At 55.4% G+C, this 25390-nt stretch carries 38 protein-coding genes; 37 read left to right on the top strand and 1 reads right to left on the bottom strand.

Annotation, left to right across the window (positions count from 1 at the left end):
• The first annotated feature begins 186 nt into the window (after positions 1 to 186).
• The 28 genes from rpsJ to rplQ all read left to right on the top strand — a co-directional run bounded on the left by rpsJ (position 187) and on the right by rplQ (position 13809).
• Positions 187 to 498 (top strand): 30S ribosomal protein S10, encoded by a 312-nt coding sequence (gene rpsJ, locus KFJ24_RS00005; protein WP_041341420.1) that lies wholly within the window; start codon positions 187 to 189, stop codon positions 496 to 498.
• Positions 499 to 575: 77 nt separating this feature from the next.
• Entirely contained in the window at positions 576 to 1214 is a 639-nt protein-coding gene (gene rplC / locus KFJ24_RS00010) for a 50S ribosomal protein L3 (protein WP_250829045.1), read from the top strand.
• An 11-nt stretch (positions 1215 to 1225) separates the two neighbouring features.
• Positions 1226 to 1831: a 50S ribosomal protein L4 gene (rplD, locus tag KFJ24_RS00015; RefSeq protein ID WP_250829046.1), complete on the top strand. Its 606-nt coding sequence runs from the start codon at positions 1226 to 1228 to the stop codon at positions 1829 to 1831.
• Complete coding sequence (rplW, locus tag KFJ24_RS00020) at positions 1828 to 2121, top strand: 50S ribosomal protein L23 (RefSeq protein ID WP_041341428.1); 294 nt, start codon at positions 1828 to 1830, stop codon at positions 2119 to 2121. Before rplD ends, rplW begins: the two co-directional genes overlap by 4 nt.
• Positions 2122 to 2138: 17 nt before the next feature.
• Positions 2139 to 2966, top strand: coding sequence for a 50S ribosomal protein L2 (gene rplB, locus KFJ24_RS00025; RefSeq protein WP_250829047.1), 828 nt, complete (start codon positions 2139 to 2141; stop codon positions 2964 to 2966).
• A gap of 23 nt (positions 2967 to 2989) precedes the next feature.
• Positions 2990 to 3265, top strand: a complete 276-nt coding sequence (gene rpsS / locus KFJ24_RS00030) for a 30S ribosomal protein S19 (protein WP_218637434.1) — start codon at positions 2990 to 2992, stop codon at positions 3263 to 3265.
• 16 nt (positions 3266 to 3281) lie between these two features.
• Positions 3282 to 3614 (top strand): 50S ribosomal protein L22, encoded by a 333-nt coding sequence (gene rplV, locus KFJ24_RS00035; protein ID WP_041341430.1) that lies wholly within the window; start codon positions 3282 to 3284, stop codon positions 3612 to 3614.
• 11 nt (positions 3615 to 3625) lie between these two features.
• Complete coding sequence (gene rpsC / locus KFJ24_RS00040; protein ID WP_070970521.1) at positions 3626 to 4309, top strand: 30S ribosomal protein S3; 684 nt, start codon at positions 3626 to 3628, stop codon at positions 4307 to 4309.
• A 12-nt stretch (positions 4310 to 4321) separates the two neighbouring features.
• On the top strand, positions 4322 to 4735 hold the full coding sequence (rplP, locus tag KFJ24_RS00045; protein ID WP_218637435.1) for a 50S ribosomal protein L16: 414 nt from the start codon (positions 4322 to 4324) through the stop codon (positions 4733 to 4735).
• Entirely contained in the window at positions 4735 to 4926 is a 192-nt protein-coding gene (gene rpmC / locus KFJ24_RS00050) for a 50S ribosomal protein L29 (protein ID WP_041341437.1), read from the top strand. Before rplP ends, rpmC begins: the two co-directional genes overlap by 1 nt.
• A 1-nt stretch (position 4927) precedes the next feature.
• Positions 4928 to 5194 (top strand): 30S ribosomal protein S17, encoded by a 267-nt coding sequence (gene rpsQ, locus KFJ24_RS00055; protein ID WP_012139774.1) that lies wholly within the window; start codon positions 4928 to 4930, stop codon positions 5192 to 5194.
• Between the two features lie 18 nt (positions 5195 to 5212).
• A complete protein-coding gene (gene rplN, locus KFJ24_RS00060; RefSeq protein ID WP_250829048.1) occupies positions 5213 to 5581 on the top strand; it encodes a 50S ribosomal protein L14 in 369 nt (122 codons plus the stop codon).
• A gap of 17 nt (positions 5582 to 5598) precedes the next feature.
• On the top strand, positions 5599 to 5919 hold the full coding sequence (gene rplX / locus KFJ24_RS00065; RefSeq protein WP_250829049.1) for a 50S ribosomal protein L24: 321 nt from the start codon (positions 5599 to 5601) through the stop codon (positions 5917 to 5919).
• 15 nt (positions 5920 to 5934) lie between these two features.
• On the top strand, positions 5935 to 6474 hold the full coding sequence (gene rplE / locus KFJ24_RS00070) for a 50S ribosomal protein L5 (protein ID WP_250829050.1): 540 nt from the start codon (positions 5935 to 5937) through the stop codon (positions 6472 to 6474).
• A 12-nt stretch (positions 6475 to 6486) separates the two neighbouring features.
• Positions 6487 to 6792 (top strand): 30S ribosomal protein S14, encoded by a 306-nt coding sequence (rpsN, locus tag KFJ24_RS00075; protein WP_250829051.1) that lies wholly within the window; start codon positions 6487 to 6489, stop codon positions 6790 to 6792.
• Positions 6793 to 6880: 88 nt separating this feature from the next.
• Positions 6881 to 7273: a 30S ribosomal protein S8 gene (rpsH, locus tag KFJ24_RS00080; RefSeq protein ID WP_250829052.1), complete on the top strand. Its 393-nt coding sequence runs from the start codon at positions 6881 to 6883 to the stop codon at positions 7271 to 7273.
• A 9-nt stretch (positions 7274 to 7282) separates the two neighbouring features.
• Positions 7283 to 7816, top strand: coding sequence for a 50S ribosomal protein L6 (gene rplF / locus KFJ24_RS00085; RefSeq protein ID WP_250829053.1), 534 nt, complete (start codon positions 7283 to 7285; stop codon positions 7814 to 7816).
• Between the two features lie 9 nt (positions 7817 to 7825).
• Positions 7826 to 8173 (top strand): 50S ribosomal protein L18, encoded by a 348-nt coding sequence (rplR, locus tag KFJ24_RS00090; protein ID WP_250829054.1) that lies wholly within the window; start codon positions 7826 to 7828, stop codon positions 8171 to 8173.
• A 12-nt stretch (positions 8174 to 8185) separates the two neighbouring features.
• A complete protein-coding gene (gene rpsE, locus KFJ24_RS00095) occupies positions 8186 to 8686 on the top strand; it encodes a 30S ribosomal protein S5 (RefSeq protein ID WP_008174892.1) in 501 nt (166 codons plus the stop codon).
• A gap of 4 nt (positions 8687 to 8690) precedes the next feature.
• Positions 8691 to 8879, top strand: coding sequence for a 50S ribosomal protein L30 (gene rpmD, locus KFJ24_RS00100; RefSeq protein ID WP_250829055.1), 189 nt, complete (start codon positions 8691 to 8693; stop codon positions 8877 to 8879).
• Between the two features lies 1 nt (position 8880).
• Positions 8881 to 9315, top strand: a complete 435-nt coding sequence (gene rplO / locus KFJ24_RS00105; protein ID WP_250829056.1) for a 50S ribosomal protein L15 — start codon at positions 8881 to 8883, stop codon at positions 9313 to 9315.
• 17 nt (positions 9316 to 9332) lie between these two features.
• Positions 9333 to 10655 (top strand): preprotein translocase subunit SecY, encoded by a 1323-nt coding sequence (gene secY / locus KFJ24_RS00110; RefSeq protein WP_250829057.1) that lies wholly within the window; start codon positions 9333 to 9335, stop codon positions 10653 to 10655.
• Positions 10656 to 10684: 29 nt separating this feature from the next.
• Entirely contained in the window at positions 10685 to 10798 is a 114-nt protein-coding gene (rpmJ, locus tag KFJ24_RS00115) for a 50S ribosomal protein L36 (protein WP_008174902.1), read from the top strand.
• Between the two features lie 140 nt (positions 10799 to 10938).
• On the top strand, positions 10939 to 11295 hold the full coding sequence (gene rpsM / locus KFJ24_RS00120) for a 30S ribosomal protein S13 (RefSeq protein ID WP_250829058.1): 357 nt from the start codon (positions 10939 to 10941) through the stop codon (positions 11293 to 11295).
• Between the two features lie 13 nt (positions 11296 to 11308).
• Positions 11309 to 11698: a 30S ribosomal protein S11 gene (gene rpsK, locus KFJ24_RS00125; RefSeq protein WP_007153992.1), complete on the top strand. Its 390-nt coding sequence runs from the start codon at positions 11309 to 11311 to the stop codon at positions 11696 to 11698.
• A gap of 18 nt (positions 11699 to 11716) precedes the next feature.
• Positions 11717 to 12337, top strand: coding sequence for a 30S ribosomal protein S4 (gene rpsD, locus KFJ24_RS00130; RefSeq protein ID WP_250829059.1), 621 nt, complete (start codon positions 11717 to 11719; stop codon positions 12335 to 12337).
• Positions 12338 to 12372: 35 nt separating this feature from the next.
• Positions 12373 to 13377: a DNA-directed RNA polymerase subunit alpha gene (locus KFJ24_RS00135; RefSeq protein WP_218637441.1), complete on the top strand. Its 1005-nt coding sequence runs from the start codon at positions 12373 to 12375 to the stop codon at positions 13375 to 13377.
• Positions 13378 to 13410: 33 nt separating this feature from the next.
• Positions 13411 to 13809, top strand: a complete 399-nt coding sequence (gene rplQ, locus KFJ24_RS00140; protein WP_250829060.1) for a 50S ribosomal protein L17 — start codon at positions 13411 to 13413, stop codon at positions 13807 to 13809.
• 108 nt (positions 13810 to 13917) lie between these two features.
• Here the strand turns inward: rplQ and uvrA are convergent, their stop codons facing one another.
• Positions 13918 to 16740: an excinuclease ABC subunit UvrA gene (uvrA, locus tag KFJ24_RS00145; RefSeq protein ID WP_250829061.1), complete on the bottom strand. Its 2823-nt coding sequence runs from the start codon at positions 16738 to 16740 to the stop codon at positions 13918 to 13920.
• Positions 16741 to 16924: 184 nt separating this feature from the next.
• On the opposite strand from uvrA, the gene KFJ24_RS00150 reads away from it, so the two are divergent.
• The 9 genes from KFJ24_RS00150 (at position 16925) to KFJ24_RS00190 (ending at position 25388) form a co-directional block, all read left to right on the top strand.
• Positions 16925 to 18295 (top strand): MFS transporter, encoded by a 1371-nt coding sequence (locus tag KFJ24_RS00150; protein ID WP_250829062.1) that lies wholly within the window; start codon positions 16925 to 16927, stop codon positions 18293 to 18295.
• A 58-nt stretch (positions 18296 to 18353) separates the two neighbouring features.
• On the top strand, positions 18354 to 18884 hold the full coding sequence (ssb, locus tag KFJ24_RS00155) for a single-stranded DNA-binding protein (RefSeq protein ID WP_250829063.1): 531 nt from the start codon (positions 18354 to 18356) through the stop codon (positions 18882 to 18884).
• 221 nt (positions 18885 to 19105) lie between these two features.
• Positions 19106 to 20038 carry a biogenesis protein MshI gene (locus KFJ24_RS00160; protein WP_250829064.1) on the top strand — a complete coding sequence of 311 codons (933 nt, stop codon included), beginning with the start codon at positions 19106 to 19108 and terminating at the stop codon, positions 20036 to 20038.
• Positions 20035 to 20640: a PilN domain-containing protein gene (locus tag KFJ24_RS00165; protein ID WP_250829065.1), complete on the top strand. Its 606-nt coding sequence runs from the start codon at positions 20035 to 20037 to the stop codon at positions 20638 to 20640. Before KFJ24_RS00160 ends, KFJ24_RS00165 begins: the two co-directional genes overlap by 4 nt.
• Positions 20640 to 21332, top strand: coding sequence for an MSHA biogenesis protein MshJ (locus KFJ24_RS00170; RefSeq protein WP_250829066.1), 693 nt, complete (start codon positions 20640 to 20642; stop codon positions 21330 to 21332). The genes KFJ24_RS00165 and KFJ24_RS00170 overlap by 1 nt, the downstream gene beginning before the upstream one ends.
• Positions 21333 to 21345: 13 nt before the next feature.
• Positions 21346 to 21681 (top strand): hypothetical protein, encoded by a 336-nt coding sequence (locus tag KFJ24_RS00175; protein WP_250829067.1) that lies wholly within the window; start codon positions 21346 to 21348, stop codon positions 21679 to 21681.
• Positions 21678 to 23402: a pilus (MSHA type) biogenesis protein MshL gene (gene mshL / locus KFJ24_RS00180; protein WP_250829068.1), complete on the top strand. Its 1725-nt coding sequence runs from the start codon at positions 21678 to 21680 to the stop codon at positions 23400 to 23402. The genes KFJ24_RS00175 and mshL overlap by 4 nt, the downstream gene beginning before the upstream one ends.
• 1 nt (position 23403) lies before the next feature.
• Complete coding sequence (locus tag KFJ24_RS00185) at positions 23404 to 24243, top strand: ExeA family protein (RefSeq protein WP_250829069.1); 840 nt, start codon at positions 23404 to 23406, stop codon at positions 24241 to 24243.
• Entirely contained in the window at positions 24240 to 25388 is a 1149-nt protein-coding gene (locus KFJ24_RS00190) for an MSHA biogenesis protein MshN (protein ID WP_250829070.1), read from the top strand. Before KFJ24_RS00185 ends, KFJ24_RS00190 begins: the two co-directional genes overlap by 4 nt.
• The last annotated feature ends 2 nt before the right edge of the window (positions 25389 to 25390 follow it).

The following is a 25390-nucleotide window of genomic DNA, read 5'->3' on the forward strand; positions in this document are numbered from 1 at the left end:
CTGCTCGGTTGATCAGGAAAAAGGGGCTGAATACTCAGCCCCTTTTTCTGTTTCAGTCGCGAAGCTTGTGCCCGACCCGGTCAAACAGCAATGCTGTTGACAGCGTTGGGTATTATGCATACAATGCGGCTCCTTTTTTTGAAGGTCGGCTAACAAGTAGCTGCTACGAGTGGAGTTTGGTGCATCATGCAAAGCCAAAAGATTCGAATCCGGTTGAAGGCGTTTGATTATCGCCTTATCGACCAGTCCACGCAGGAGATCGTCGATACCGCGAAGCGGACCGGCGCTCAGGTGCGTGGACCAATCCCTCTGCCGACGCGGAAGGAAAAGTACACCATCCTGGTCTCTCCGCACGTCAACAAGGACGCGCGCGATCAGTATGAAATTCGTACGCATAAGCGTTTGCTCGATATTGTCGAGCCGACGGAAAAGACAGTAGATGCTTTGATGAAGTTGGACCTGGCAGCAGGTGTAGACGTTCAGATCAGCCTCGGCTAATACCGCCCGGTATTAGTCTGTGTAACTGTCATAAGGCCATAGAGGGTGAGAGCCCCGTACACTTATAGAGGTGAAACATGGCAATTGGTGTAGTCGGTCGGAAGGCCGGTATGACCCGTATTTTTACGGAAGACGGGCAGGCGCTGCCCGTAACGGTAATTGAGGTTGAGCCAAACCGCATTACCCAGCTAAAAACTCTTGAAAACGATGGTTATCGTGCCGTTCAGGTTACTGTTGGTACTCGTCGTTCTTCCCGTGTAACCAAGAGTGAAGCAGGCCACTTTGCCAAGGCGGGTGTTGAAGCCGGCCGTGGAATGTGGGAATTCCGTCTGGCTGAAGGCGAGGGTGAAGACCTGGCGGCCGGCGGCGAGATCAGTGCTTCCGTCTTTGAAGATGGTCAGGTGGTTGATGCCATCGGTCAGTCCAAAGGTAAGGGTTTTCAGGGCGGCGTGAAGCGTTGGAATTTCTCCATGCAGGACGCTACCCACGGTAACTCCCTCTCTCACCGTGCTCCGGGTTCCATTGGTCAGAACCAGACTCCGGGTAAGGTATTCAAGGGCAAGAAGATGGCGGGCCAGATGGGTAACGCACAGGTCACCGTGCAGAACCTGAAGATTGTCCGTGTCGACGCTGAGCGCAACCTGCTGCTGGTGAGTGGTGCCGTTCCAGGCGCTACTGGCGGCGATGTTGTCATCAAGCCTGCAGTTAAAGCCTGAGGAGCGGTGCGATGGAATTGACTATTACAGGCAGCGGCAAGGGAATCTCTGTTTCCGACGTTGCATTTGCCAAAGATTTTAACGAGTCGCTGGTTCACCAGGTGGTTACTGCATACATGGCAGCAGGCCGTCAGGGTACCAAGGCTCAGAAAACGCGTTCCGAAGTCAGCGGTGGCGGTAAGAAGCCCTGGCGTCAGAAGGGCACCGGTCGTGCCCGTGCGGGTACCATTCGTAGCCCGATCTGGCGTGCCGGTGGTGTTACCTTTGCAGCCAAGCCTCGTGGCTTTGAGCAAAAGGTAAACCGCAAAATGTACCGCGCAGCGATGCGCTCCATTTTTTCCGAGCTGGTTCGCCAAGAGCGTCTGGTGGTTGTTGACGAGATGAACGTTGATACCCCGAAGACCAAGGCATTCACCGCCAAGCTGAAGGATCTCGGTGTGAGCAACGCTCTGATTCTGTCTGAGAGCGTTGAGCAGAATCTGCACCTGGCATCACGCAACATTCCGCACGTAGATGTGCGCGATATCGCGGGTCTGGATCCGGTTAGCCTGGTTGCCTATGAGAATGTCGTGGTGACGGTTCCCGCTCTGAAGAAGATCGAGGAGATGCTGGGATGAATCAGGAACGTATTTACAAGGTCCTGCTTGGGCCACACGTATCTGAAAAAGCATCTCTGGTGGCCGAGCATGGCCAGGTTGTTTTCCGGGTTGCCCCGGATGCTACCAAGCCGGAGATCAAAAAAGCCGTTGAGCAGCTGTTCAACGTCACCGTAGAAGGTGTTCAGGTTCTGAACCGTAAGGGTAAGCTCAAGCGCACTATCCGCGGGTTCGGCAAGCGTAATGACATTCGTAAGGCTTATGTAAAGCTGGCAGAAGGTCAGGACATCGATTTTCTGGATGTGGAATAAGGTAAAGGGGTCGTAATATGCCGATCGTCAAAACCAAACCAACATCTGCCGGACGCCGTCACGTTGTAAAGCTTTACAACCAGGATCTGCACAGAGGGCGCCCTCACGAGCCGTTGGTAGAGAGACTGAATAAAACGGGAGGTCGTAACAATGCGGGTCGCATTACCTCTCGTCACGTTGGTGGTGGCCACAAGCAGCACTACCGCGTAATTGATTTCAAGCGGACCAAAGATGGTATCCCGGCAGTTATTGAACGCCTGGAATACGATCCGAACCGCTCTGCGCACATTGCACTGCTGAAGTACTCCGATGGTGAGCGTCGTTACATTGTCGCTCCCAAAGGAATGCAGATCGGTGATCCGGTGCGCTCCGGTATCGACGCACCGATTAAGGTGGGTAGCACACTGCCGCTCCGGAATATTCCGGTCGGTTCTGTGATCCACTGCGTCGAACTCAAGCCTGGCAAAGGTGCTCAGCTGGCTCGCTCCGCGGGCGCATCCGTACAGCTGGTAGCGCGTGAAGGTGCATATGCCACCATCCGCCTGCGCTCAGGTGAAATGCGAAAGGTGCTTGTAGATTGCCGTGCAACGTTGGGTGAAGTATCCAACAGCGAACACAGTCTCAAGCAGCTTGGTAAAGCGGGTGCATCACGTTGGCGCGGCAAACGGCCAACAGTACGTGGTGTTGCTATGAACCCAGTTGACCACCCACATGGTGGTGGTGAAGGGCGTACCTCTGGCGGGCGTCACCCGGTTACTCCGTGGGGTGTTCCGACCAAAGGGCATAAGACTCGTAAGAACAAGCGTACTGACAAGATGATAGTACGTCGTCGTTCGGCCAAGTAAACGACTACATAGAGGTAATTGCTGTGCCACGTTCTTTGAAGAAAGGTCCTTTTATAGACCTGCATCTATTGAAGAAGGTCGAGGCAGCTCTGGAAACTAACGACAAGCGGCCGATCAAAACCTGGTCCCGCCGGTCGACAGTTTTTCCAGAGATGGTAGGCCTGACCATTGCAGTCCACAACGGCAAGCAGCACGTGCCGGTTTATGTCACCGAAGATATGGTTGGACATAAGCTGGGTGAGTTCGCGGCAACGCGTACTTATCGTGGTCATGCGGCCGACAAGAAAGCTAAACGCTGATTGTGAGGGAATAGAAATGGAAGTAGCAGCCAAGTATAAGGGCGCTAACCTCTCAGCTCAGAAAGCACGTCTTGTCGCTGACCAAGTACGCGGCAAGGCTGTTGAGGACGCCCTGAACATTCTGACTTTCAGCCCGAAGAAGGCGGCGGTCGTGCTCAAGAAAGCTCTTGAGTCTGCCATCGCTAACGCTGAGCATAACGAAGGTCTGGACGTTGACGAACTGCGGGTTTCCACCGTCATGGTGGATGAAGGTCCGACGCTCAAGCGAATCAAAGCTCGAGCCAAGGGGCGCGCTGATCGGATTTTCAAGCGCACCTGTCATATCACCGTCAAGGTCGCCGACAAGTAGGAGATGCTCAGATGGGTCATAAAGTAAATCCAACCGGCATGCGCCTGGGTGTGATCAAAGAGCACAACTCAGTCTGGTATGCCGACAAAAAGGAATATTCACAAAACCTGTTGAATGACATTCGGGTTCGTGAATTCCTCGACAAGCGTCTGGTTAAGGCGTCTGTCAGCAAGATTGTGATCGAGCGCCCTGCTCAGAACGCCCGTATCACGATCCATACTGCCCGTCCCGGTATTGTTATCGGTAAGAAGGGCGAAGATGTTGATCGTCTGCGTCGCGAAGTCAGCGACATGATGGGTGTGCCTGTGCACATCAACATCGAAGAAGTCCGCAAGCCGGATCTGGATGCCCGCCTGGTAGCGCAAAACGTTGCCGGTCAGCTGGAGCGTCGTGTGATGTTCCGTCGCGCTATGAAGCGTGCGGTTCAGAACGCCATGCGCCAGGGTGCCAAGGGTATCAAGATTCAGGTAGGTGGTCGTCTCGGGGGTGCTGAAATCGCGCGGTCCGAGTGGTATCGCGAAGGTCGTGTACCTCTGCACACTCTGCGTGCAGATATTGATTACGCGACCTACGAAGCGCATACCACTTACGGCGTAATCGGCGTCAAGGTATGGATCTTCAAAGGTGAGATTCTTGGTGGTATGGAGCAGGTCCGTGCTGACAAGAAAGCCTCTGGGAAGAAAGGTTCTAAGTAAAGGGGCACTCTTATGCTGCAACCAAAACGCACCAAATTCCGCAAGGTAATGAAAGGCCGTAACACCGGTCTTGCTCACCGCGCCAATAAGGTGAGCTTCGGTGAATACGGATTGAAGGCGACCAGCCGTGGGCGTATAACTGCGCGCCAGATAGAGGCAGCGCGTCGTACCATGACTCGCCGCATCAAGCGGGGCGGTAAGATCTGGATCCGGGTATTCCCGGACAAGCCGATCACCGGCAAACCGCTTGAAGTACGAATGGGTAAAGGTAAGGGTTCTGTCGAGTATTGGGTGGCTGAGATCCAGCCAGGCCGTATGCTCTACGAGATGGAAGGTGTTTCCGAGGATATCGCTCGTGATGCCTTCACACTCGCAGCGGCCAAACTGCCGGTACAGACCACCTTTGTAACGAGGACGGTGATGTGATGAAAGCAACAGAGCTGCGTGAAAAGTCAGTCGAGGAGCTGAACAAAGAGCTGATCGACCTCCTGAAGGAGCAGTTCAACCTGCGCATGCGCAAGGCGACAGGTCAGCTGAATCAGTCTCACCTTCTCGGCAAGGTGAAGCGCGAGATTGCTCGCGTGAAAACAGTATTGAATGAAAAGGCAGGACAGTGACATGACTGAAGCTACCCAAACTGCCAGAACTCTGAGCGGCAAGGTCGTGAGCAACAAGATGGAGAAGTCCATCGTCGTTCTGGTCGAGCGTCAGGTGAAACACCCTCTGTACGGTAAGTACATGAAGCGTTCAACCAAGATCCACGCTCACGATGAGAGCAATCAGTGCAACGTTGGTGACACTGTGACCATTCAGGAAACCCGTCCGGTCTCCAAGACCAAGAGCTGGGCCCTGGTGGAAGTCACTGAACGTGCATCCAAGGTGTAATTCGCCCGGAGAACAACCATGATTCAGACTCAAACAATGCTTGAAGTCGCGGATAACAGCGGTGCGCGTCAGGTGATGTGCATCAAGGTCCTGGGCGGTTCACATCGGCGTTATGCCAGCGTAGGGGATATCATCAAGGTGACCGTCAAGGAAGCCATCCCCCGCGGTAAAGTGAAGAAAGGCCAGGTCCTGAACGCCGTCGTTGTGCGCACTCGTAAGGGTGTTCGTCGTCCCGACGGTTCGCTGATCCGTTTCGACGGAAACGCGGCAGTACTTCTGAACGCTCAGGACGCTCCTATTGGTACCCGTATCTTCGGACCGGTTACCCGTGAACTGCGTAATGAGAAGTTCATGAAAATTATCTCACTGGCACCCGAAGTACTTTAAAGGACCAGAGGCCGGTTATGAAAAAGATCAAACGAGATGACGAAGTAATCGTCACCACGGGGAAAGACAAAGGCAAACGTGGTAAAGTCCTGAAGGTTCAGGACGATGGCCGTATGGTTGTTTCTGGTATCAATATGATCAAGAAGCACACCAAGCCGAACCCGATGCTGGGCACCCCAGGTGGCATCGTCGAAAAAGAAGCACCTATCCAGGCTTCCAACGTGGCTATTTTTAATCCGCAGACCGGCAAAGCCGATCGTGTAGGCTTCCAGACCAAGGAAGACGGCGCGAAGATGCGGATCTTCAAGTCCACGAAAGAAGCTGTCGATAACCAGTAAGCGGTGGTGGTTACGATGCTTAACATGAAAGAGCAGTACAGTAAGGAAGTGGTACCCGCCCTGCAGAAAGAGTTCAGCTACAAGAACGTTATGCAGGTGCCGCGTATCGAAAAGATCACCCTTAACATGGGTGTCGGCGAAGCGGTTGGTGACAAGAAACTGATTGAAAACGCTGTGGCGGATCTAGAGCGCCTGACGGGTCAAAAAGTTGTTGTTACCAAGGCACGTAAATCTGTAGCGGGTTTTAAAATCCGTGAAGGTTGGCCTATCGGTTGTAAAGTTACCCTGCGCGGCGAGCGTATGTGGGATTTCTTTGATCGCCTGGTTCACATTGCGGTTCCCCGCATTCGTGACTTCCGTGGTCTGAATCCCAAGTCGTTCGACGGCCGTGGTAACTACAGCATGGGTGTGCGTGAGCAGATCATTTTCCCTGAGATCGAGTACGACAAAGTCGACAAGATCCGTGGTCTGGACATCACCATTACCACCACTGCCGGTACCGACGATGAAGGTCGTGAACTGCTGAAAGCCTTTGGCTTTCCGTTCAAGAGATAAGGAACGAGTGTAATGGCTAAGGTTTCCATGAAAAACCGTGAGTTCAAGCGCGAGAAGACCGTTGCGAAATTCGCAGCGAAGCGTGCCGAGCTCAAGGCGATTATCAAGAACCCGAATACCAGCGATGATGACCGTTGGGACGCACAGATGAAGCTTCAACAGCTTCCTCGCGATGCATCTCCTTCGCGTCTTCGTAATCGTTGCCAGGTAACTGGTCGCCCCCACGGCGTTCTGCGCAAGTTCGAGCTGTCACGGATTAAGCTTCGTGAATACGGCATGCGCGGTGACGTTCCGGGACTGACCAAAGCTAGCTGGTAAGATAGGTTCCCTGACCTCGGTCGGGTGCCTGTTGGTAAGCGGTGCGGCACGCCGCTGCACAACTAAAAAGATCAGGAGCCTCATACCAATGAGTATGCAAGACACGCTTGCGGATATGTTTACCCGTATCCGTAATGCACAGATGGCATCAAAGGCAGACGTCACGATGCCATCTTCGAAGATGAAGATCTCCGTAGCCCAGGTCCTTAAGGACGAAGGTTACGTTCAGGATTTTTCCGTTTCAGCTGACGCGAAACCCGAGCTGACCATTGATCTGAAATATTTCGGTGGCAAACCGGTTATTGAAGAGATCAAGCGGGCCAGCCGTCCGAGTCTGCGCCAGTACAGAGGCGCTGGGGAACTGCCGAAAGTATCCGGTGGTCTGGGAGTCGCGATTGTCTCAACGTCCAAGGGCGTTATGACAGACCGCGCTGCACGTGCTGCTGGCGTGGGTGGCGAAGTCATCTGCACCGTATTCTAGGAGATACACATGTCCAGGGTTGCCAATAATCCTGTCGTGCTGCCTTCCGGTGTTGAGGTTAAGCTAAACGGACAGGAAATTAGTGTGAAGGGCTCCAAGGGAGCGCTTCAATTCACCATTCACCAAGCGGTTGAAGTAAAGCAGGAAGAAAACATTCTGCGCTTCGAGGCCCGCGATGGTGCTAAACAGTCCCGCGCTCTTGCTGGTACTACTCGTGCATTGGTCAACAATATGGTGACCGGTGTATCCACAGGCTTCGAGCGTAAGCTCCAGCTGACGGGCGTAGGTTACCGTGCCCAGGCGCAAGGTAAGAAGCTCAACCTGACACTGGGTTTTTCTCACCCGGTCGAGTATGAGCTGCCCGAGGGGATTACCGCCGAAACTCCGTCCAATACGGAAGTTGTGATTCGCGGTATCGATAAGCAACAGGTTGGCCAGGTCGCTGCGGATGTCCGTGCGTTCCGTCCGCCCGAGCCTTATAAGGGTAAGGGTGTTCGTTATGCGGATGAGCAGGTCAGACGCAAAGAAGCCAAGAAGAAATAAGGCGGGACTATGAGCACAAATAGCGAAAGATTGCGTCGCGCACGCAAGGTGCGCATGAAGATCCGTGAGTTGGGTACCAATCGCCTGTGCGTTCATCGCACACCGCGTCACATGTATGCCCAGGTTACGACAGCAGATGGCAGTAAAGTGCTGGCTTCTGCCTCCACGTTGGATAAGGATCTGCGCCAGGGTGCAACCGGTAACGTGGACGCTGCGAAAAAGGTCGGTCAGCTGATTGCTGAGCGTGCCAAGGCAGCAGGTGTTGAGCAGGTTGCTTTTGACCGCTCCGGTTACCGTTACCATGGCCGTATTCAGGCTTTGGCCGATGCAGCCCGTGAAGCTGGCTTGCAATTCTAAGAGGTGGAGAAGATGAGCGTTAACGAACAGAAGGCGCCTGAGCTCCAGGAGAAGCTGGTTCAGGTCAATCGTGTCGCCAAGGTTGTAAAAGGTGGCCGTATTTTCGCCTTCACCGCACTGACAGTAGTGGGTGATGGTAAAGGTCGCGTTGGTTTTGGTCGTGGCAAGGCGCGTGAAGTGCCGGTCGCTATCCAGAAGGCCATGGAAGCCGCACGCAAAAACATGGTAGAAGTTCCGCTCGACGGTACTACCCTGCAATACCCGGTCAAGGCGCAGCATGGGGGCTCCAAGGTCTACATGCAGCCGGCGTCCGAAGGTACTGGTATCATCGCCGGTGGCGCGATGCGTGCAGTACTGGAAGTGGCGGGTGTCCAGAACGTACTGTCCAAGTGTTACGGGTCTACCAACCCGGTGAACGTTGTACGTTCCACCATCAAGGGTCTCCAGGCTACTCAAGCGCCTGAAGATATTGCAGCCAAGCGCGGTAAGACCGTGGAAGAGATTCTGGGTTGAAGTCATGGCGAACGCAAATACGATCAAAGTAACTCTGACCCGCAGCCCTATCGGCTGCCAGCCCAAGCACAAGATGTGTGTTAAGGGCCTGGGTCTTCGTAAAATCGGTCACACCGTGGAAGTGGAAGATACGCCTTCCATTCGCGGCATGATCAGCCGGGTATATTACCTGGTTCGGGTTGAGGAGAACTAAGATGCGTCTGAACGAACTTAGTCCGGAGCCCGGTTCACGCCAGGCCCCCAAGCGGGTCGGTCGTGGTATCGGTAGTGGTCTCGGTAAAACCGGCGGCCGCGGTCACAAGGGTCTGAAAGCCCGTTCTGGCGGCAGCGTTGCTCCCGGTTTTGAAGGTGGTCAGCAGCCGTTGGCCCGTCGTCTGCCGAAGTTCGGCTTCACCTCTCGTCAGCAGCGGTATGTTGCTGAGATTCGCCTGAACGAACTGGCGAAGGTAGAGGGTGATGTGGTTGATCTGGAAGCCCTGAAAAAGGCAGATGTCGTTCGCGAAGAAATTCGTGAAGCCAAGGTTATCATGTCCGGCGAACTGAGCCGTGCGGTGACCGTAAAGGGACTTCGGGTAACCAAAGGCGCACGCGAGGCAATTGCCGCCGCGGGTGGTAAAGTCGAAGACTAAGGCGAGTCGAGGACTAAATGGCCAAGACAGCATCATTGCCTGCGGGCGCGGGTAAAGGACTGGCAGAGTTGCGATCGCGGCTCTGGTTTGTCTTCCTGGCATTGTTGGTGTACCGGATCGGTGCCCATATCCCGGTGCCGGGGATCAACCCCGACCGTCTGGCGGCACTGTTTGAGCAGAATCAGGGTACCATCCTGAGCATGTTCAACATGTTTTCCGGTGGTGCGCTTGAGCGCATGAGTATCTTCGCTCTCGGTATCATGCCGTACATCTCGGCTTCGATTATCATGCAGCTCATGACTGCGGTCAGTCCGCAGCTTGAGCAGCTGAAGAAAGAAGGCGAAGCTGGTCGTCGCAAGATCAGTCAGTACACCCGGTATGGTACGGTCATCCTTGCCCTGGTTCAGGGTACTGGCATTTCGGTCGGTCTGGCATCTCAGGGCGTCACGTTTAACGATAGCTTCAGCTTCCACTTTGTGGCGGTTGTTTCTTTCGTCAGCGGTGCGGTCTTTATGATGTGGCTGGGTGAGCAGATCACGGAGCGCGGAGTCGGCAACGGGATTTCCCTGCTGATTTTCGCGGGTATCGTGGCTGGCTTGCCAGGTGCGATCGGGCAAACGCTGGAGCAGGCCAGAAATGGTGAGATGAGCCTCCTGGTTGTGCTCGGGATTGGTGTCCTCGCGGTGGCGGTGATTGGCTTTGTTGTCTTCATGGAGCGCGGTCAGCGCCGGTTGACGATCAATTATGCCAAGCGTCAGCAGGGCCGTCAGGTGTTTGCTCAGCAGTCCAGCCACCTGCCGTTAAAGGTAAACATGGCCGGCGTTATTCCGCCGATCTTTGCGTCATCCATTCTGTTGTTCCCGGCATCGATCGGGCAGTGGTTTGGTCAGGGCGAAGGTATGGAATGGCTGAGCGATGTTTCCCAGGCGTTGGCGCCTAGCCAGCCGTTGTACATCATTCTGTTTGCAGCAGCAGTCGTTTTCTTCTGCTTCTTCTACACAGCGTTGATGTACAACCCGAAGGAAGTTGCGGATAACCTCAAGCGCTCTGGAGCGTTTATTCCGGGCATTCGTCCGGGTGATCAGACTGCCAAGTATATTGACGGCGTTCTGACTCGTCTGACGTTGTTCGGTGCAATGTACATTGCAGCAGTTTCTCTGTTCCCTCAGTTTCTGATGGTGGCCGGGAACGTTCCGTTCTATCTGGGCGGTACGTCGCTGCTGATTGTGGTAGTCGTGGTGATGGATTTCATGGCGCAGGTACAGTCACACCTGATGTCGCATCAGTATGATTCGCTGATGAAGAAGTCCAATCTCAAGGGCTATGGTCGGAACGGTTAAGCCGTTCCCCTTGAAAACTGGAGTCGACAATGAAAGTACGCGCTTCGGTAAAGAAAATTTGCCGTAACTGCAAAGTAATTCGTCGCAATGGCTCAGTACGAGTCATTTGCTCGGAGCCTCGCCACAAGCAGCGTCAGGGCTGATCCCTCGGGACCAAACCTGATAACGCAAAGGGGTACGTAATAGTAGCGCTTGACTCCGGTGGGAGTCAGGCGCTATTATTTCGCGCCCTTTTTGTGGCGGAACATTCACACAGCAAAGCTTTGAACGCGGAGTAATTTGGATGGCACGTATAGCCGGTGTCAATATACCCGATCACAAACATGCTGTTGTCTCTCTCACCTATATTTTTGGTGTAGGCAAGACAACAGCCCAGAAGCTTTGCGATGCAACCGGCGTAAAGCCGGACGTCAAGGTCAAAGACCTGAGCGATGAGCAGCTTGAAACACTTCGTACCGAAGTGGGCAAGGTGTCTGTCGAAGGCGATCTGCGTCGTGAAGTACAGATGAACATCAAGCGTTTGAAGGATCTCGGATGTCACCGTGGTCTGCGTCATCGTCATGGCCTTCCGGTCCGTGGCCAGCGCACAAAGACCAACGCGCGCACCCGTAAAGGTCCTCGCAAACCTATTCGTAAGTAACAGGTAGGCAATCATGGCAAAGCCAGGTACACGTACCCGTAAAAAGGTGAAAAAGACGGTTGTTGATGGCGTCGCGCACATTCACGCGTCCTTCAACAACACTATCGTGACCATTTCCGACCGTCAGGGCAACGTCCTGTCCTGGGCCACTTCCGGTGGTTCCGGTTTCCGTGGGTCACGTAAGAGTACACCTTTTGCTGCGCAGGTAGCAGCTGAAAGAGCCGGTAATGCGGCTGCTGAATACGGCCTTAAAAACCTGGACGTAGAGGTTAAGGGTCCTGGGCCCGGACGTGAGTCTGCAGTTCGCGCGCTGAATGCGTGTGGCTACAAGATCACCAACATCACAGATGTGACGCCGATTCCCCATAACGGCTGTCGTCCGCCCAAAAAGCGCCGCGTCTAACACAGGAGACAGTGAAATATGGCTCGTTATATAGGCCCGAAGTGCAAGCTGTCTCGTCGTGAAGGGACAGATCTTTTTCTGAAGAGCGGTGTTCGCGCGCTCGATTCCAAGTGCAACATCGAGACTCCGCCGGGTATGCACGGCGCGCGTCGCGGTCGTCTGTCCGAGTACGGCGTACAGCTTCGTGAAAAACAGAAAGTCCGTCGTATCTACGGCGTGCTTGAGAAGCAGTTCCGCAACTACTACAAAGAGGCGGCCCGAATCAAGGGCGCAACGGGTGAAAACCTGCTGCAGCTTCTGGAAGGTCGTCTGGACAACGTTGTATATCGCATGGGCTTTGGTTCTACCCGTGCAGAATCCCGTCAGCTCGTTTCTCACAAAGCGATCCTGGTGAACGACAAGGTAGTGAACATCGCTTCCTACCAGGTCAAGCCCGGTGATGTTGTGAGTGTGCGCGAAAAGGCCAAGAACCAGCTTCGCGTAAAAGGCGCGCTGGATCTGTCTGCAAGTCGTGCACCGGTGAGCTGGGTAGAGGTCGACGCCAACAAGATGTCCGGCGTTTACAGATCAGTGCCAGAGCGTACTGAACTGCCGGCCGACATCAACGAGAACCTCATCGTCGAGCTTTACTCCAAGTAAAGCCCAGTTAGCAACGATAGCAGATAGGGGCGTCTATGCAGCGTTCAGTACATGAGTTATTGACACCTCGTACCATTGACGTGAAGGAATCAAGCGCCACGCGTGCCAAGGTTACGCTTGAGCCTCTGGAAAGAGGTTTCGGGCATACACTCGGTAGCGCACTGCGCCGTATTCTCTTGTCATCGATGCCGGGCTGCGCCGTGACTGAAGCGCAGATCGACGGCGTCTTGCACGAGTACAGCGCCATTGAGGGTGTCCAGGAAGACGTCATCGAGATTCTCCTGAATCTTAAAGGCGTCGCCGTGAAAATGAACGGTCGGGACGATGCCGAGCTCACGCTCAGCAAAAAAGGCCCGGGCGTTGTCACAGCCGGTGATATCAAGCTCGACCATGATGTTGAGATTGCCAACCCGGAGCACGTGATCTGTCACCTGAGTGAAAATGGTGAAGTGAACATGCGCCTTCGGGTTAACCGTGGCCGCGGCTATGAGCCTGCGGACCAGCGTGGTCTCGACGAGGACGAAACTCGCGCCATCGGACGCCTGCAGCTGGATGCAACTTTCAGCCCGGTTCGTCGTGTGGCTTATGCCGTGGAAAGTGCACGGGTTGAGCAACGGACCGATCTGGATAAGCTGGTTATTGACCTGGAAACGAATGGCACTATCGATCCGGAAGAAGCAATTCGCCGGGCCGCCACCATTCTCCAGCAGCAACTGGCTGTGTTTGTTGACTTCGATCACGAGAAAGAGCCGGAAAGAGTAGAGGAAGAGGAAGAAATCGATCCGATTCTGCTGCGTCCGGTAGATGATCTGGAGTTGACAGTGCGTTCAGCTAACTGCTTGAAGGCTGAGAACATTTACTACATCGGCGATCTGATTCAGCGCACAGAAGTTGAGCTGCTGAAGACGCCTAACCTTGGTAAAAAGTCGCTGACCGAGATCAAGGACGTTCTGGCGTCCCGTGGTCTGTCACTGGGTATGCGTCTTGATAACTGGCCGCCGGCTAGCCTTCGTGGCGACGACCGGGTTCTGGGCGGTTAATCGCCGATTAGTTTAAGGTAAGGAATAAGAGCAATGCGTCATCGTAAGAGTGGTCGTAAGTTCAGCAGGACCAGTGCGCATCGCAAGGCCATGTTCCGTAACATGACTGCGTCACTGGTTGAACACGAGCTGATCAAAACAACGCTTCCGAAAGCCAAAGAGCTTCGTCGGGTAGCAGAGCCTTTGATCACGCTTTCAAAAAATGATTCGGTAGCGAATCGTCGTCTGGCGTTTTCGCGCCTGCGTGACGATGCAGCGGTTGCCAAGCTTTTTGACGAGCTTGGTCCCCGTTACAATGAGCGTCCGGGTGGTTACCTTCGTATCCTGAAGTGCGGTTTCCGTGCTGGCGACAATGCCCCAATGGCATTTGTTGAGCTGGTGGGTCGTCCGCTGGATATTGAAGCTGAAGAGATGGACGACGACGAAGAGTAAGACTCTTCGGACTTGTTCAAAAAAACCGTCAATCTTCGGATTGACGGTTTTTTTATGCCCAGAGGAAAGCGCCCGACGAAAGTTGTAGAGGTGGCCGGGCGCTTTATTTCAGTTTGAGAGAATGGGTTTCAGGTAGTGCCCGGTATGGGATTCTTGGTTGTTCGCCACACCTTCGGGAGTCCCTTCAGCGATAATTCTGCCGCCGCCTGATCCACCCTCGGGCCCGAGGTCGACAATCCAGTCTGCTGTCTTGATCACATCAAGGTTGTGCTCAATCACTACCACTGTATTTCCGTGATCGCGAAGGCGCTGCAGGACGTTGAGTAGCTGCTGAATATCGTAGAAATGCAAGCCGGTGGTTGGCTCATCGAGGATGTAAAGCGTCTTCCCTGTGTCCCGTTTGGAAAGCTCTTTTGCGAGCTTTACACGTTGAGCCTCACCGCCAGAGAGGGTGACAGCGCTCTGGCCCAGGCGGATGTAGGAAAGGCCCACGTCAATGAGTGTCTGTAGTTTGCGTGCCAGAAAGGGGACGGCGTCGAAAAACTCGCGTCCTTCCTCAACAGTCATGTCCAGGACTTCATGGATGTTTTTTCCTTTGTAACGCACCTCCAGGGTTTCGCGATTGTATCGCTTGCCTTTGCAAACATCGCAGGGTACGTAGACGTCTGGCAGGAAATGCATCTCAACCTTGATGACGCCATCGCCTTGACAGGCTTCGCAGCGACCGCCCTTGACGTTAAAGGAGAAGCGTCCTGGCTTGTAGCCCCGTGACCGGGCTTCCTGGGTCCCGGCAAAGAGCTCCCGGATTGGGGTGAACAGTCCGGTGTACGTTGCCGGATTAGACCGGGGTGTGCGTCCGATAGGGCTCTGGTCTATGTCGATGACCTTGTCCAGATGATCCAGGCCTTTGAGCGAACTGTAGGGCGCGTGGTTAAGGCTGGTTGCCTTGTTCAGTTTGGCAGCAGCCACTGGGTAAAGGGTGCTGTTTATCAAGGTGGACTTGCCGGAACCGGAAACACCCGTGACGCAGGTCATGACTCCAAGCGGGAGTTTCAGAGTGACTTCCTGAAGGTTATTTCCGCTGGCACCCGTCAACGTCAGCTGTTTGCCCGTGCCGGTATTGCGTTTTCCGGGAACCGCAATTTCCTTGATGCCACTCAGGTATTGACCGGTCAGCGAGTCAGGGTTGTCGATGACTGCCTGGGGGGTGCCCTGGGCGATGATATGCCCCCCGTGAATCCCGGCGCCGGGTCCAATATCAATGACGTGATCGGCGGCCCGGATCGCGTCTTCATCATGTTCAACGACAATAACGGTGTTGCCGAGGTCCCGGAGGTGCGTCAGCGTGGAGAGCAGGCGATCGTTGTCGCGTTGGTGTAAACCGATAGAGGGCTCGTCCAGAATGTACATCACACCGACAAGGCCGGCACCGATCTGACTGGCAAGCCGTATTCGCTGCGCTTCGCCCCCGGAAAGGGTGTCGGCACTTCTTTCAAGAGTCAGGTATTCAAGGCCCACGTTCACCAGAAACTGGAGTCTTTGACGAACTTCCTTGAGAATCTTTTCGGCGATTTCTCCCTTGCGTCCGGGCAGCGCAAGTTTTTCAAAATAGTCGTGGGCATCCCCAACCGGCAGCCGGGTTACCTCCGGTAAATTTCGGTTTTCGATGAAGACGTGGCGTGCGCTTCTGCGGAGGCGGGATCCGTGGCAACTTTTGCAGGGTTGGGTGCTCAGGTTGCGCGCCAGCTCCTCGCGCATGCTTTGGGAGTCTGTCTCGCGATACCGGCGCTCCAGATTCGGAAGGATGCCTTCAAAAGGGTGTGCCTTTTCCATTATGTGACCGCGAGAGTTAACGTACCGGAAAGGGATTTCTTCACTGCCGGAACCATTAAGCAGAACGTCCTGGAAGTCTTCTGGCAGATCCAGCCAAGGCGTTTCAAGGTCGATGTCGTAGTGCTCGGCAACACTTCCCAGCATCTGGAAGTAATAGACAGCCCGACGGTCCCAGCCCTTGATCGCACCTGCGGCAAGGGTTGCCTCCGGGTGCTGGACGATCTTTTCAGGATCGAAAAACTGTTTAACCCCAAGCCCGTCGCAAGTCGGACAAGCCCCGGCCGGGTTGTTGAATGAGAAGATTCTGGGTTCCAGCTCGCTGAGGGCATAGCCGCACTGGGTGCACGCGTATCGGGCCGAGAATGTATGTTCTTCGCCGTCGCCACTCATAGGTGCGACAAATGCAATACCGTCTGAAAGGCCGAGAGCGGTTTCGAAACTTTCTGCCAGCCGTTGCTCCAGCCCCGGCTTAACCTTGAAACGGTCTACCACAACGTCGATCTGGTGCTTGCGTTTCTTTTCCAGATCCGGGATGTCGTCAATATCGTAAACGGTGCCGTCGACCCTCAAGCGGATGAAGCCCTGGCTTCTCATGGTATCGATGACTTGTTGATGTTCGCCCTTACGGTCGCGAATGACCGGTGCCAGAATCATCAGTTTGCTGTCTTCGGGCATCGCCAGAACCTGGTCGACCATCTGGCTCACAGTCTGCGCTTCGAGGGGCTGGTCGTGGTCCGGGCAGCGCGGTTCGCCAGCGCGGGCGAAGAGCAGCCGGAGATAATCGTAGATCTCGGTGATGGTTCCAACCGTGGAACGGGGATTATGCGAAGTGGATTTCTGTTCAATGGAAATGGCAGGGGAAAGACCTTCGATGTGATCCACATCGGGCTTCTCCATCATGGACAGGAATTGCCGGGCGTATGTGGACAGTGATTCTACGTAGCGCCTTTGGCCCTCCGCATAGAGCGTGTCGAATGCCAGCGAGGACTTACCCGAGCCAGACAGCCCTGTGATCACAATCAGCTTGTCCCGAGGTATATCCAGGTCGATGTTCTTCAGGTTGTGGGTTCGTGCCCCTTTGATCTGGATATGGTCCATAACACCTCGCTCAAATAAAAACGAAAATTATACCGCGTTACCGCGGCTACGGCGAAAATGCCGGTTGTTTTGGGGTATCCGGATCTGTCCCCGGATTGTTGCGCCTTCTGGTACAATGCGCGGCCTGTGGGCTTAGGTGCCTTCACATCATTCCGCTTTCAACCCCGGATGAGGTAGTAGTGCCATGAACGCGCTGGAAAGACGATCCGTTGCAGCCCTCGCTTCTGTCTATGCGATGCGTATGTTGGGGCTGTTCATGGTCATGCCCGTGTTCATGCTGCTGGGCAGCGATCTGAAAGGCGCAACACCGGCATTACTTGGTTTCGCCATTGGTGCCTACGGTCTTAGTCAGGCGCTGCTGCAAATTCCTTTCGGCTTGCTGTCGGACCGGGTAGGTCGCAAGCGGATGATCTACATTGGTCTCGTACTGTTTGCTGCCGGCAGCGTCCTGGCTGGCTCCACCGACTCCATATACGTTGTGATTGCCGGGCGGATTCTTCAGGGTGCCGGTGCAATTGCCAGTGTGTTGATGGCTCTGCTGAGTGACCTGACCCGGGAAGAGGAACGCACCAAAGCAATGGCGACGGTTGGCATCTCCATTGGCCTTTCCTTTTCCGTTTCGCTGGTGCTCGGGCCTTTGGTCGGTTCTGTCTGGGGGCTCTCGGGAATTTTTTATACAACCGGCGTTCTGGCAATTATTGCATTGATCATTGTCAGCCGTGTTGTGCCTACGCCGCATCAGCACAAGGTGAGTGCCGATACTCATCCAGCAAAGGAGATGCTGGGCCGTGTGCTGTCCGACGGTCGTTTGCTACGGCTCGATCTTGGTATCTTTTCTCTCCACCTGGTGCTGACATCGCTTTTCCTTGTTTTTCCGACCATGCTTCAGGATCAGTTGGGCCTGGCCAGCAGTTCGCACTGGTGGTTTTACCTGAGCGTGATGGTTACATCCTTTTTTGCCATGGTGCCGTTCATTATTATTGGTGAAAAGAAACGCATGATGAAGCCGGTGCTTTGTGGTGCAATCGCGTTGCTGACGCTGGCAACCGCTAGCCTGGCGAGCGTATCGGCGGGCTTGCTGGCGGCATGGAGTGTGCTCTTTTTCTTCTTCATGGCATTCAATCTTCTGGAGGCCAGCCTGCCTTCGCTGATTAGCAAGGAGGCGCCGGCAGCCAGCAAAGGCACCGCGATGGGAGCCTATTCTACCTCCCAGTTTATGGGTGCATTTCTCGGGGGCGCGCTCGGCGGTCTGCTGCTGGAGCAGGTGGGAGTTCCCGGGGTGTTGTGGTTAATGGTTGCCGTTCTGGCGATCTGGTTAATGGTAGCGCTGACGATGCCGTCGCCGGGTTACACCACCAGTTTCGTGGTACAGTTGCAGAAGGTCGTCGGTAACGAGTACGACGATATCGATAACAGCCTGCGCCGGGTGCCCGGCGTGCAGGACGTTGTGATTGTTGAGGATGCGGCCACAGCCTATCTTAAGGTGGATCGTCAGCAGTTTGATGAAGCGCTACTTGCGGACTTATCGTTTGTCCGGCAGGGTAGCAGTTCTTGAAATTTGGAAGCCCGCAGGGAGCGCGGGTTGTCCCTGAAAACAGAGTCAGGAGCAGAAAATGGCACGAGGCGTAAACAAGGTCATCCTTATCGGGAACCTGGGGCAGGATCCGGAAACCCGTTATACCCCCAACGGCAATGCCGTGGTGAATCTGAATCTCGCAACTGACGAAAGCTATAAGGATCGTCAGTCGGGGCAGCTGGTGCCGAAAACCGAATGGCATCGCATCGTAATGTTCGGAAAGATCGCCGAGATTGCGGGCCAATACCTGCGCAAGGGTTCCAAGGTGTATATTGAAGGTAAACTTCAAACCCGTAAGTGGCAGGGGCAGGATGGCCAGGATCGCTATACCACGGAAGTCGTGGTCGACATTAATGGCCAGATGCAGATGCTGGACAGTCGTGGTGGCGAAGGTGGCATGAATCAGGGTGCGCCGGCCGGTCGGCCCCAGCAGTCGGGATACAATGCCCCTGCGGGTCAGCAGAACAACAACCCGCCGCCCCAGCAACAGTCCGGTGGCTACAGTCAGCCTTCTCAGGGGAGTATGCCTGAGCCCGTTGATGATTTTGACGACGACATTCCGTTCTAGAGTTAACCTCAGGGTCACTCATTACAAAGAAGCCCCCGCATTGCGGGGGCTTCTTTGTAAATGACATGCAAAAACAGGTGAAATCTGGCAAAAAGCGTGGAGTTACGTTCACTCTCTCATCTATCATGCGATTCATCGCAAAAGTTGCTTTTTTTGGGCGATAAATATTTGAGCGAGACGCAAAGTTGGCGAGAGGTCTCGGTTTTACTTAAAAGAGTTCCATGACAAAAAATGCCCTCGCAAGAAAGATTACCGGCTTGTTTACTGGCCCCCGAAGGCGCCAGCGTGTCTTTATGGAGGTTCGCCCGGACGGCATTGCCTGGGCTGTATCGCCCGCGGAATCCGGGTTGTCTGCCGGATTTGAGGAATGTCTGCCTGCAAAGCGTCATAAGGTCTTGCAGGCTCTCGTGGACAAGCATGGTTGGTCAGGTGCGGACACTACGCTCGTACTGCCACTGGATCAGTACCAGGTCTTTCAGATGGAACGTCCGGAGGGGATCGATGAGTCCGAGTTGGGCGATGCGCTTAAGTGGAAACTGAAGGATTTTCTGGATTTCAGCCCTTCCGATTCGGTTTCCGATGTCTTTCCCTTCCCTGAAGATGCGTCTCGTGGTCGCGGCGCCCTGGTCAATGTTGTTGCCGCACGAAAGTCCTTGGTCAGTGGACTGGTTACGCTGGTGCAGGAAGCCGGCCTGGAGCTGAATCAAATCGATATTGCAGAGCTGGCCTTGCGTAATTTGGTCAGCCGGCTCGATAAGAAAAATCGCGGTGCGGCACTGGTACATCTCAGGGAGCGCTACGGTCAGATGGTTGTGTGTCGTGAGGGTACCCTGTATCTGTCACGTCGCCTTGATGTGACTCTGGAGGATCTGCGGGATGCTTCTCGTCAGGAGGGGGCCGTTCAGTCACTGGCGCTGGAAATGCAACGTTCACTGGATTACTACGAGAGCCAACTTGGCCAGGTCCCGCCGGCAATGATTCACCTGGTTGCCCGGGATAATATTCTGCCGCTGGCGTCCATGCTGTCCTCTTATGTCGCCGCCGGCGTAGAAACTCTGGACTGGTCGGCGGTTGGCTTTGAGGAGCCTTTGGACAGTCGATGCTTGCCGGCCTGGAGCGCCAGCCTCTCTGTTCCCGAAGGGGAGCACCAATGATTCAGCAGGTCAATCTCTTCACCAAGGAGCTACGCCCACGGAAAGAGAGGCTTCAAGCAGGTGCCGCCCTGGGTCTCGTTGTACTTGCTTTTCTGGTTCTGGTTGCAGCCTTTGCCATCGTTCGTTATCAGAATAACCATCTTGAAGATCGGGTCGCCTTGCTGGAACAACAGAATCGCGGTCTGGAGCAGGTCGTCACCCAACTCTCAGAGGCCGTGCGAGTCAGAGAGCCGGAACCTGATGTGCAGGACGCCCTGGAACGTATTACCGATACCCTCGCTCGCCGACAGCGCTTGCTGGAACGTGTGGAGAGCCTGGTGCTGGATGGCGGCGCCAGTTTTTCGCCCCGCATGGCGGCGCTTGCAAGGCAGATACCCGAAGACGTCTGGCTGACAGGTATTCGACTGGATGCGCAAAGGGACCGGGTTACCATCGAAGGCAGGGCAAGGTCTGGCGCATTGGTGCCGGCGTATCTGGAGAACCTGGGTAATGAACCCGTCTTCACTGGCAAGACATTTGGCGCATTCCGGCTTTCAAGGCCTGAAGAAGGCGCCTGGATCGAGTTCCATGTGGCAACCGAGCGTTCCGGGGAGGGTGGCTGATGGCAACGTCCTGGCGTGAACCTCTGAACCGGGGCGCGACCTGGTTTAATGAGCGGCCAATTCGGGAACGCGTACTGATTACAGCAACCGTGTTGGTTCTGTTTGCGTTTTTGGGGTGGGAGCTGGGTATCGCCCCGGCACAGGAAACGCAGCAGCGCCTTGAAAATCGACAGCAAACTTTGTCCGACAGCCGGAATAGTCTGCTGGCTCAGCAAGAAAGCCTGAACCAGCAATTGGCCACGGACCCTTCTAGGGTACTTCGCGACCAGTTGAAGGCGCGGCAGGCGCGGCTTGACCGGCTCAATCGTCAGATTGCCGAGACCACAGGACAATTGATCGCCCCGAAGGCCATGGTTTCGCTGCTAAGAGAGATGCTCGCAGCCCAGAAATCCTTAAAACTTCAGGCCATGGAATTGAAAACACCAACGCCGGTCTTTGCACCTGCGTCAGGTTCACCCGGCACTGAGTCAACCGGGCAGCAAACTGACGACCCGTTACTGTATGCCCACGATGTTGAGCTAAAGATTGAGGGAAGCTATCTGGAGGTGCTCTCCTACCTGGAACATCTGGAAACCCTGGATGAGCGTCTGGGATGGGTGGTGCTGGAATACGATGCCGAAAACTGGCCGAGGGGCGAAGCCGTTATACAGGTGCGAACCCTGAGCCTGGAACCTGCCTGGCTGGGAGTGTGAGGTGAACAGACTGATGAGGGTAAAATCAGGTTTCCTCGCCCTGACACTGGTCGGGCTTTCATCGGTGTTTGTGTCTCAGGCCTTTGCGCTCCAGGACCCCACCAGACCGCCCGGATTCGGTGACGCCCCGGTCAAAGCAATACCCAAGACCAGCCTTTCCCTTGAGTCGATTCTGGTCGGGAGCAAACGGCGGGTGGCGGTGATCAACGGCGAGCCACGAGCTGAAGGGCAGGTGTTTGATGGAATCCGGGTTCGCCGGATATACCGTAACCGTGTAGAGGTTGTGGACTATGGCCGTGTGCGGGTGTTGTATCTGGACAGGCTTCCGCAGGTGCGGGGAACCCAATGACAAACAAACAGGCAACCATGATAACGATGAAACGACTGGGTGCGCTGCTGATGGCGGCTGTACTGACGGCGTGCAGCAATAATCCGCTCATGCGGACATCCACGGCGACATCCACGGATGCTGCTGATGCCATCGAAAACGCCATGGTGGAGGCGGAACAGCAGTCTTCGCCGAAAGAGAGTCCGGCGCCGGAATCCGCGGCCGTGCCTGCGGACGTGAGCGCCGCACTTTTGCCCCCACTTACCGGCGGGACGGATCTTGAGGAGCGCTTTGATGTTAACGCCAGTGGCATCGCTGCGCGCAGCTTCTTTGAAGCCCTCGTTGAGGGCACCCGCTACAACGTGGTTATTCATCCCGATGTAACGGCGAGTATTGATTTGCGCCTGCGTGATGTCACCGTTCCGGAGGTCATGGATATTGCCACTGACCTCTATGGTCTCGATATTCAGCGTAATGGCCGCCTGTTCCGGGTGAATGCCGATCGTGTCCGGACCAGAATGTTCCCGATTGATTATCTTAACTTCAAGCGTAAGGGTGGTTCGGAAACCCGGGTCAGCTCCGGTCAGGTGACCAGTTCCCGAAGCAACGGCAGTGTGTCGAATAACTCTGATAACGGCAGCAATGAAACCCGAAATGTTGCGGGGACTACGATTTCCACGGAGACCGAATCCAATTTCTGGTCGGATATTCGCCAGGCACTGAACATGATTATCGGAAATGACGGGAATCGCCAGGTTGTCGTGAACGCCGGAGCCGGACTCGTAATGGTGAGTGCCGGGACAGATGAGTTAAGACTCGTGGAAGAGTATTTGCGCCGGACCCAGCTGATCATGCAGCGCCAGGTTATCCTGGAGGCGAAGATACTCGAGATCGGATTGAATGAGAGCTATCAGCAGGGAATAAACTGGTCTGATTTACAGAGCGCATCTTCGATCGCGGCGAGTGATGGTCTGCCGGCAGATTTCACCGCGCAGTCACTCGCTGGCCAGGCAATTCAGACGTCTGATATCGGCGGGCTTTTCTCTGCAACCTTCCGGGAGGGGAGTTTTACGGCGCTCATTCAGTTGTTGGGGAATCAGGGTAACGTACAGATCCTTTCCAGCCCGCGAATTTCCACGGTGAATAATCAGAAGGCGGTGATCAAGGTTGGCACGGATGAGTTCTTCGTGACGGATATTGATTTCGATAATAACAATTCCGCGGTTACTGCGACCGACAGCACGTCCACATCGGTTGAACTGACGCCTTTCTTCTCCGGCATTTCCCTGGATGTTACGCCCCAGATTTCGGAGAACGGCAGTATCACGCTTCACGTCCACCCTGCGGTGAGTGAGGTCAGTGATCAGGAGAAAATCATCACCATTGGCGAACAGGACGTCACCCTACCACTGGCGAGTAGCACCGTGCGGGAGACAGACAGTGTAATCAGGGCTGAGAGTGGTCAGATTGTCGTAATTGGTGGCCTGATACAGAACACCAGTGAAGACGACAACTCCGCAGTGCCATTCTTTAGCGACATCCCGGTGGTGGGGGAGCTGTTCAAACAGCGCAAGTTCGAGTCCCGCAAGAGTGAGCTGGTTATCCTGTTGCGTCCGGTTGTAGCTGCGCCAGCCCAGATGAACGCCGATGTTGCGGCAAGCCGGGAGCGGATGAATGTCCTCCGGGAGTTGCTGGAATCCTCAGAGTCCGTGAAACCCCAATCGGAGAAAGCCCGTCGCTAGCATGTACGAATCCCACTTCGGACTGCAGGAAGCACCGTTCGCATTGACGCCGAATACCCGCTATTTCCTGCGGGCGCCCAGCCATAGCGATGCGCTGGAGCTGCTGCTGGTTGCCTTGAGTGAGCGTGAGGGCTTCATCAAGATTACCGGGGAGGTCGGCACCGGGAAAACCCTGTTGTGTCGACTGCTGCTCAACGAACTTGAGCAAAAAGCGTACACCGCCTACATCCCGAATCCGCACCTGAACCCGGATACCCTTTACGAAGCGGTGGCGGAGGAACTTGGTGTGGATGTGTCCCGTTGCGCCAATACCCATCAGATTCTCAAGGCTCTTAATGAGCGGTTGATTGCACTGGCCATGGACCAGCGGCAGGTGGTCCTGGTGATTGATGAAGCCCAGGCCATGCCGGAAGAAACCATTGAGGCCCTGCGCCTGCTCACGAATCTCGAGACTGAGAGCGTGCGCCTGCTGCAGATCGTATTGTTTGGTCAACCGGAGCTGGATGCGCTTTTGCAGAAAGACAGTCTGCGCCAGTTGCGCCAACGCGTTACCTTTCACTACCGCCTCGAACCTCTCGACAAGACGTCTGTTGCCCAATACCTCAGGCATCGACTGGCCCAGGCCGGCTACAACGGAGGTGATCTGTTTTCGCCCGGAGCACTTCGGTTGATTACCCGGTCATCAGGCGGCATTCCGCGACTCGTCAACATCCTCTCGCACAAAGCCATGCTTTCCGCCTGGGGCACGGGGGAGCGACTGATCACCCGGCACCATGTGATGCAGGCCGTTCGCGATACCGAAAGTGCCCGGTCTCCGGGGCTGCTGGCGAGGTGGCTATGAGCCTGCTGAACGACGCCCTTCGCGCGGCAGAGCAGCGCCAGAACCGGCCAGAGGTGGCAGCGGCTTACACTGGGCAGGCCCGGACGCCCCAGAGACGGCGGCGCTGGCTGGCTCCGGTGTTGTTCGTGCTCATCGCCATGCTTGTGGCCGTGGTCTTCTATGGCTTTTTGACCCGTGGCAATAGCGGGGCATCCGTTGTCTCGGATAAGGCTCCTGAGGATGTCGCTGCCAGCGTTTCTGAGGTCTTACAAACAGTTTCCGGGTCCGCGTCAGAAGCGTCGGCTGAACCGGCTGAAGTGCCGCTGGCCTCGGCTCCATCCGAGCCTGAACCGGACGTTGTCGCCTCGGCAGAGAAACAGGCAATGGCGCCCGAACAAGCTGTAAAGGTGGTCGAATTGATGGAGCCTGAGCCTGTTCCGGCCGAGCAGACACAGGAGCTTGCTGAGGTGTCTGCGCAACCAGCACAAGTGGATACCGATACCGTGAAGGCTGCAGCGGAAGAGCAAGTGCGCGAGGCGCCATCGGCCGGCTCGCAACCTCCGACTAGCAATCCGGCGATTAAGCAGGTACGGGAAACACCGGAAGCGGTAGACCTGAGAGTCAGCCGGCAGTTGGCGACCCTGCTGCGCGCGGGTGACTCCGGTACCGGTGAGCAGATGTTGGGTAAGCTGGCCGAAGAACAAACCGCACCCTTAAGTCGGGAAGTCTTTGCCAGGGCCATGCTCGTTCAGGACATGCCGGAGCGGGCCTTGCGCTGGCTGTCCGATGCGGAAGCTCAAAGCTATCCGGCGCTGAGATTGCTCAGAGCCAGGGCGCTACTGTCAACCGGGGACCTGGACGGGGCCGTGGCCACGCTGTTGACGGAAGTTCCGCCGGTCGAAACCCATATTGAGTATCGGGTGACCCTGGCGACTCTGCTGCAACAGTACGGGCAGAGCCTCGAGTCGGCCAGACACTGGTCTGCGTTGATCGCCGTGGATGACAGCCGTGCTGCGTGGTGGGTCGGGCTGGCGATTGCGTTGGAGGCCCGGGGTGAGCTTGGCGGGGCCATAAGGGCCTATGGCCAGGCGGCACAATTGCCGGGGTTGTCGCCCTCGCTGTCGGATTATGTTCGTCAACGTTTGAACAAGCTGCAGGCAGGATAGGG

Origin of the sequence: Marinobacter sediminum (assembly GCF_023657445.1) — a bacterium.
In the GTDB taxonomy this organism is placed as follows: Bacteria; Pseudomonadota; Gammaproteobacteria; order Pseudomonadales; family Oleiphilaceae; genus Marinobacter; species Marinobacter sediminum_A.

Excerpts from the sequence above, each read along its gene's own strand:
- rpsJ (WP_041341420.1), top strand. The coding sequence starts at position 187 with ATGCAAAGCCAAAAGATTCGAATCCGGTTGAAGGCGTTTGATTATCGC.
- rplC (WP_250829045.1), top strand. The coding sequence starts at position 576 with ATGGCAATTGGTGTAGTCGGTCGGAAGGCCGGTATGACCCGTATTTTT.
- rplD (WP_250829046.1), top strand. The coding sequence starts at position 1,226 with ATGGAATTGACTATTACAGGCAGCGGCAAGGGAATCTCTGTTTCCGAC.
- rplW (WP_041341428.1), top strand. The coding sequence starts at position 1,828 with ATGAATCAGGAACGTATTTACAAGGTCCTGCTTGGGCCACACGTATCT.
- rplB (WP_250829047.1), top strand. The coding sequence starts at position 2,139 with ATGCCGATCGTCAAAACCAAACCAACATCTGCCGGACGCCGTCACGTT.
- rplV (WP_041341430.1), top strand. The coding sequence starts at position 3,282 with ATGGAAGTAGCAGCCAAGTATAAGGGCGCTAACCTCTCAGCTCAGAAA.
- rpsC (WP_070970521.1), top strand. The coding sequence starts at position 3,626 with ATGGGTCATAAAGTAAATCCAACCGGCATGCGCCTGGGTGTGATCAAA.
- rplP (WP_218637435.1), top strand. The coding sequence starts at position 4,322 with ATGCTGCAACCAAAACGCACCAAATTCCGCAAGGTAATGAAAGGCCGT.
- rpmC (WP_041341437.1), top strand. The coding sequence starts at position 4,735 with ATGAAAGCAACAGAGCTGCGTGAAAAGTCAGTCGAGGAGCTGAACAAA.
- rpsQ (WP_012139774.1), top strand. The coding sequence starts at position 4,928 with ATGACTGAAGCTACCCAAACTGCCAGAACTCTGAGCGGCAAGGTCGTG.
- rplN (WP_250829048.1), top strand. The coding sequence starts at position 5,213 with ATGATTCAGACTCAAACAATGCTTGAAGTCGCGGATAACAGCGGTGCG.
- rplX (WP_250829049.1), top strand. The coding sequence starts at position 5,599 with ATGAAAAAGATCAAACGAGATGACGAAGTAATCGTCACCACGGGGAAA.
- rplE (WP_250829050.1), top strand. The coding sequence starts at position 5,935 with ATGCTTAACATGAAAGAGCAGTACAGTAAGGAAGTGGTACCCGCCCTG.
- rpsN (WP_250829051.1), top strand. The coding sequence starts at position 6,487 with ATGGCTAAGGTTTCCATGAAAAACCGTGAGTTCAAGCGCGAGAAGACC.
- rpsH (WP_250829052.1), top strand. The coding sequence starts at position 6,881 with ATGAGTATGCAAGACACGCTTGCGGATATGTTTACCCGTATCCGTAAT.
- rplF (WP_250829053.1), top strand. The coding sequence starts at position 7,283 with ATGTCCAGGGTTGCCAATAATCCTGTCGTGCTGCCTTCCGGTGTTGAG.
- rplR (WP_250829054.1), top strand. The coding sequence starts at position 7,826 with ATGAGCACAAATAGCGAAAGATTGCGTCGCGCACGCAAGGTGCGCATG.
- rpsE (WP_008174892.1), top strand. The coding sequence starts at position 8,186 with ATGAGCGTTAACGAACAGAAGGCGCCTGAGCTCCAGGAGAAGCTGGTT.
- rpmD (WP_250829055.1), top strand. The coding sequence starts at position 8,691 with ATGGCGAACGCAAATACGATCAAAGTAACTCTGACCCGCAGCCCTATC.
- rplO (WP_250829056.1), top strand. The coding sequence starts at position 8,881 with ATGCGTCTGAACGAACTTAGTCCGGAGCCCGGTTCACGCCAGGCCCCC.
- secY (WP_250829057.1), top strand. The coding sequence starts at position 9,333 with ATGGCCAAGACAGCATCATTGCCTGCGGGCGCGGGTAAAGGACTGGCA.
- rpmJ (WP_008174902.1), top strand. The coding sequence starts at position 10,685 with ATGAAAGTACGCGCTTCGGTAAAGAAAATTTGCCGTAACTGCAAAGTA.
- rpsM (WP_250829058.1), top strand. The coding sequence starts at position 10,939 with ATGGCACGTATAGCCGGTGTCAATATACCCGATCACAAACATGCTGTT.
- rpsK (WP_007153992.1), top strand. The coding sequence starts at position 11,309 with ATGGCAAAGCCAGGTACACGTACCCGTAAAAAGGTGAAAAAGACGGTT.
- rpsD (WP_250829059.1), top strand. The coding sequence starts at position 11,717 with ATGGCTCGTTATATAGGCCCGAAGTGCAAGCTGTCTCGTCGTGAAGGG.
- KFJ24_RS00135 (WP_218637441.1), top strand. The coding sequence starts at position 12,373 with ATGCAGCGTTCAGTACATGAGTTATTGACACCTCGTACCATTGACGTG.
- rplQ (WP_250829060.1), top strand. The coding sequence starts at position 13,411 with ATGCGTCATCGTAAGAGTGGTCGTAAGTTCAGCAGGACCAGTGCGCAT.
- uvrA (WP_250829061.1), bottom strand. The coding sequence starts at position 16,740 with ATGGACCATATCCAGATCAAAGGGGCACGAACCCACAACCTGAAGAAC.
- KFJ24_RS00150 (WP_250829062.1), top strand. The coding sequence starts at position 16,925 with ATGAACGCGCTGGAAAGACGATCCGTTGCAGCCCTCGCTTCTGTCTAT.
- ssb (WP_250829063.1), top strand. The coding sequence starts at position 18,354 with ATGGCACGAGGCGTAAACAAGGTCATCCTTATCGGGAACCTGGGGCAG.
- KFJ24_RS00160 (WP_250829064.1), top strand. The coding sequence starts at position 19,106 with ATGACAAAAAATGCCCTCGCAAGAAAGATTACCGGCTTGTTTACTGGC.
- KFJ24_RS00165 (WP_250829065.1), top strand. The coding sequence starts at position 20,035 with ATGATTCAGCAGGTCAATCTCTTCACCAAGGAGCTACGCCCACGGAAA.
- KFJ24_RS00170 (WP_250829066.1), top strand. The coding sequence starts at position 20,640 with ATGGCAACGTCCTGGCGTGAACCTCTGAACCGGGGCGCGACCTGGTTT.
- KFJ24_RS00175 (WP_250829067.1), top strand. The coding sequence starts at position 21,346 with ATGAGGGTAAAATCAGGTTTCCTCGCCCTGACACTGGTCGGGCTTTCA.
- mshL (WP_250829068.1), top strand. The coding sequence starts at position 21,678 with ATGACAAACAAACAGGCAACCATGATAACGATGAAACGACTGGGTGCG.
- KFJ24_RS00185 (WP_250829069.1), top strand. The coding sequence starts at position 23,404 with ATGTACGAATCCCACTTCGGACTGCAGGAAGCACCGTTCGCATTGACG.
- KFJ24_RS00190 (WP_250829070.1), top strand. The coding sequence starts at position 24,240 with ATGAGCCTGCTGAACGACGCCCTTCGCGCGGCAGAGCAGCGCCAGAAC.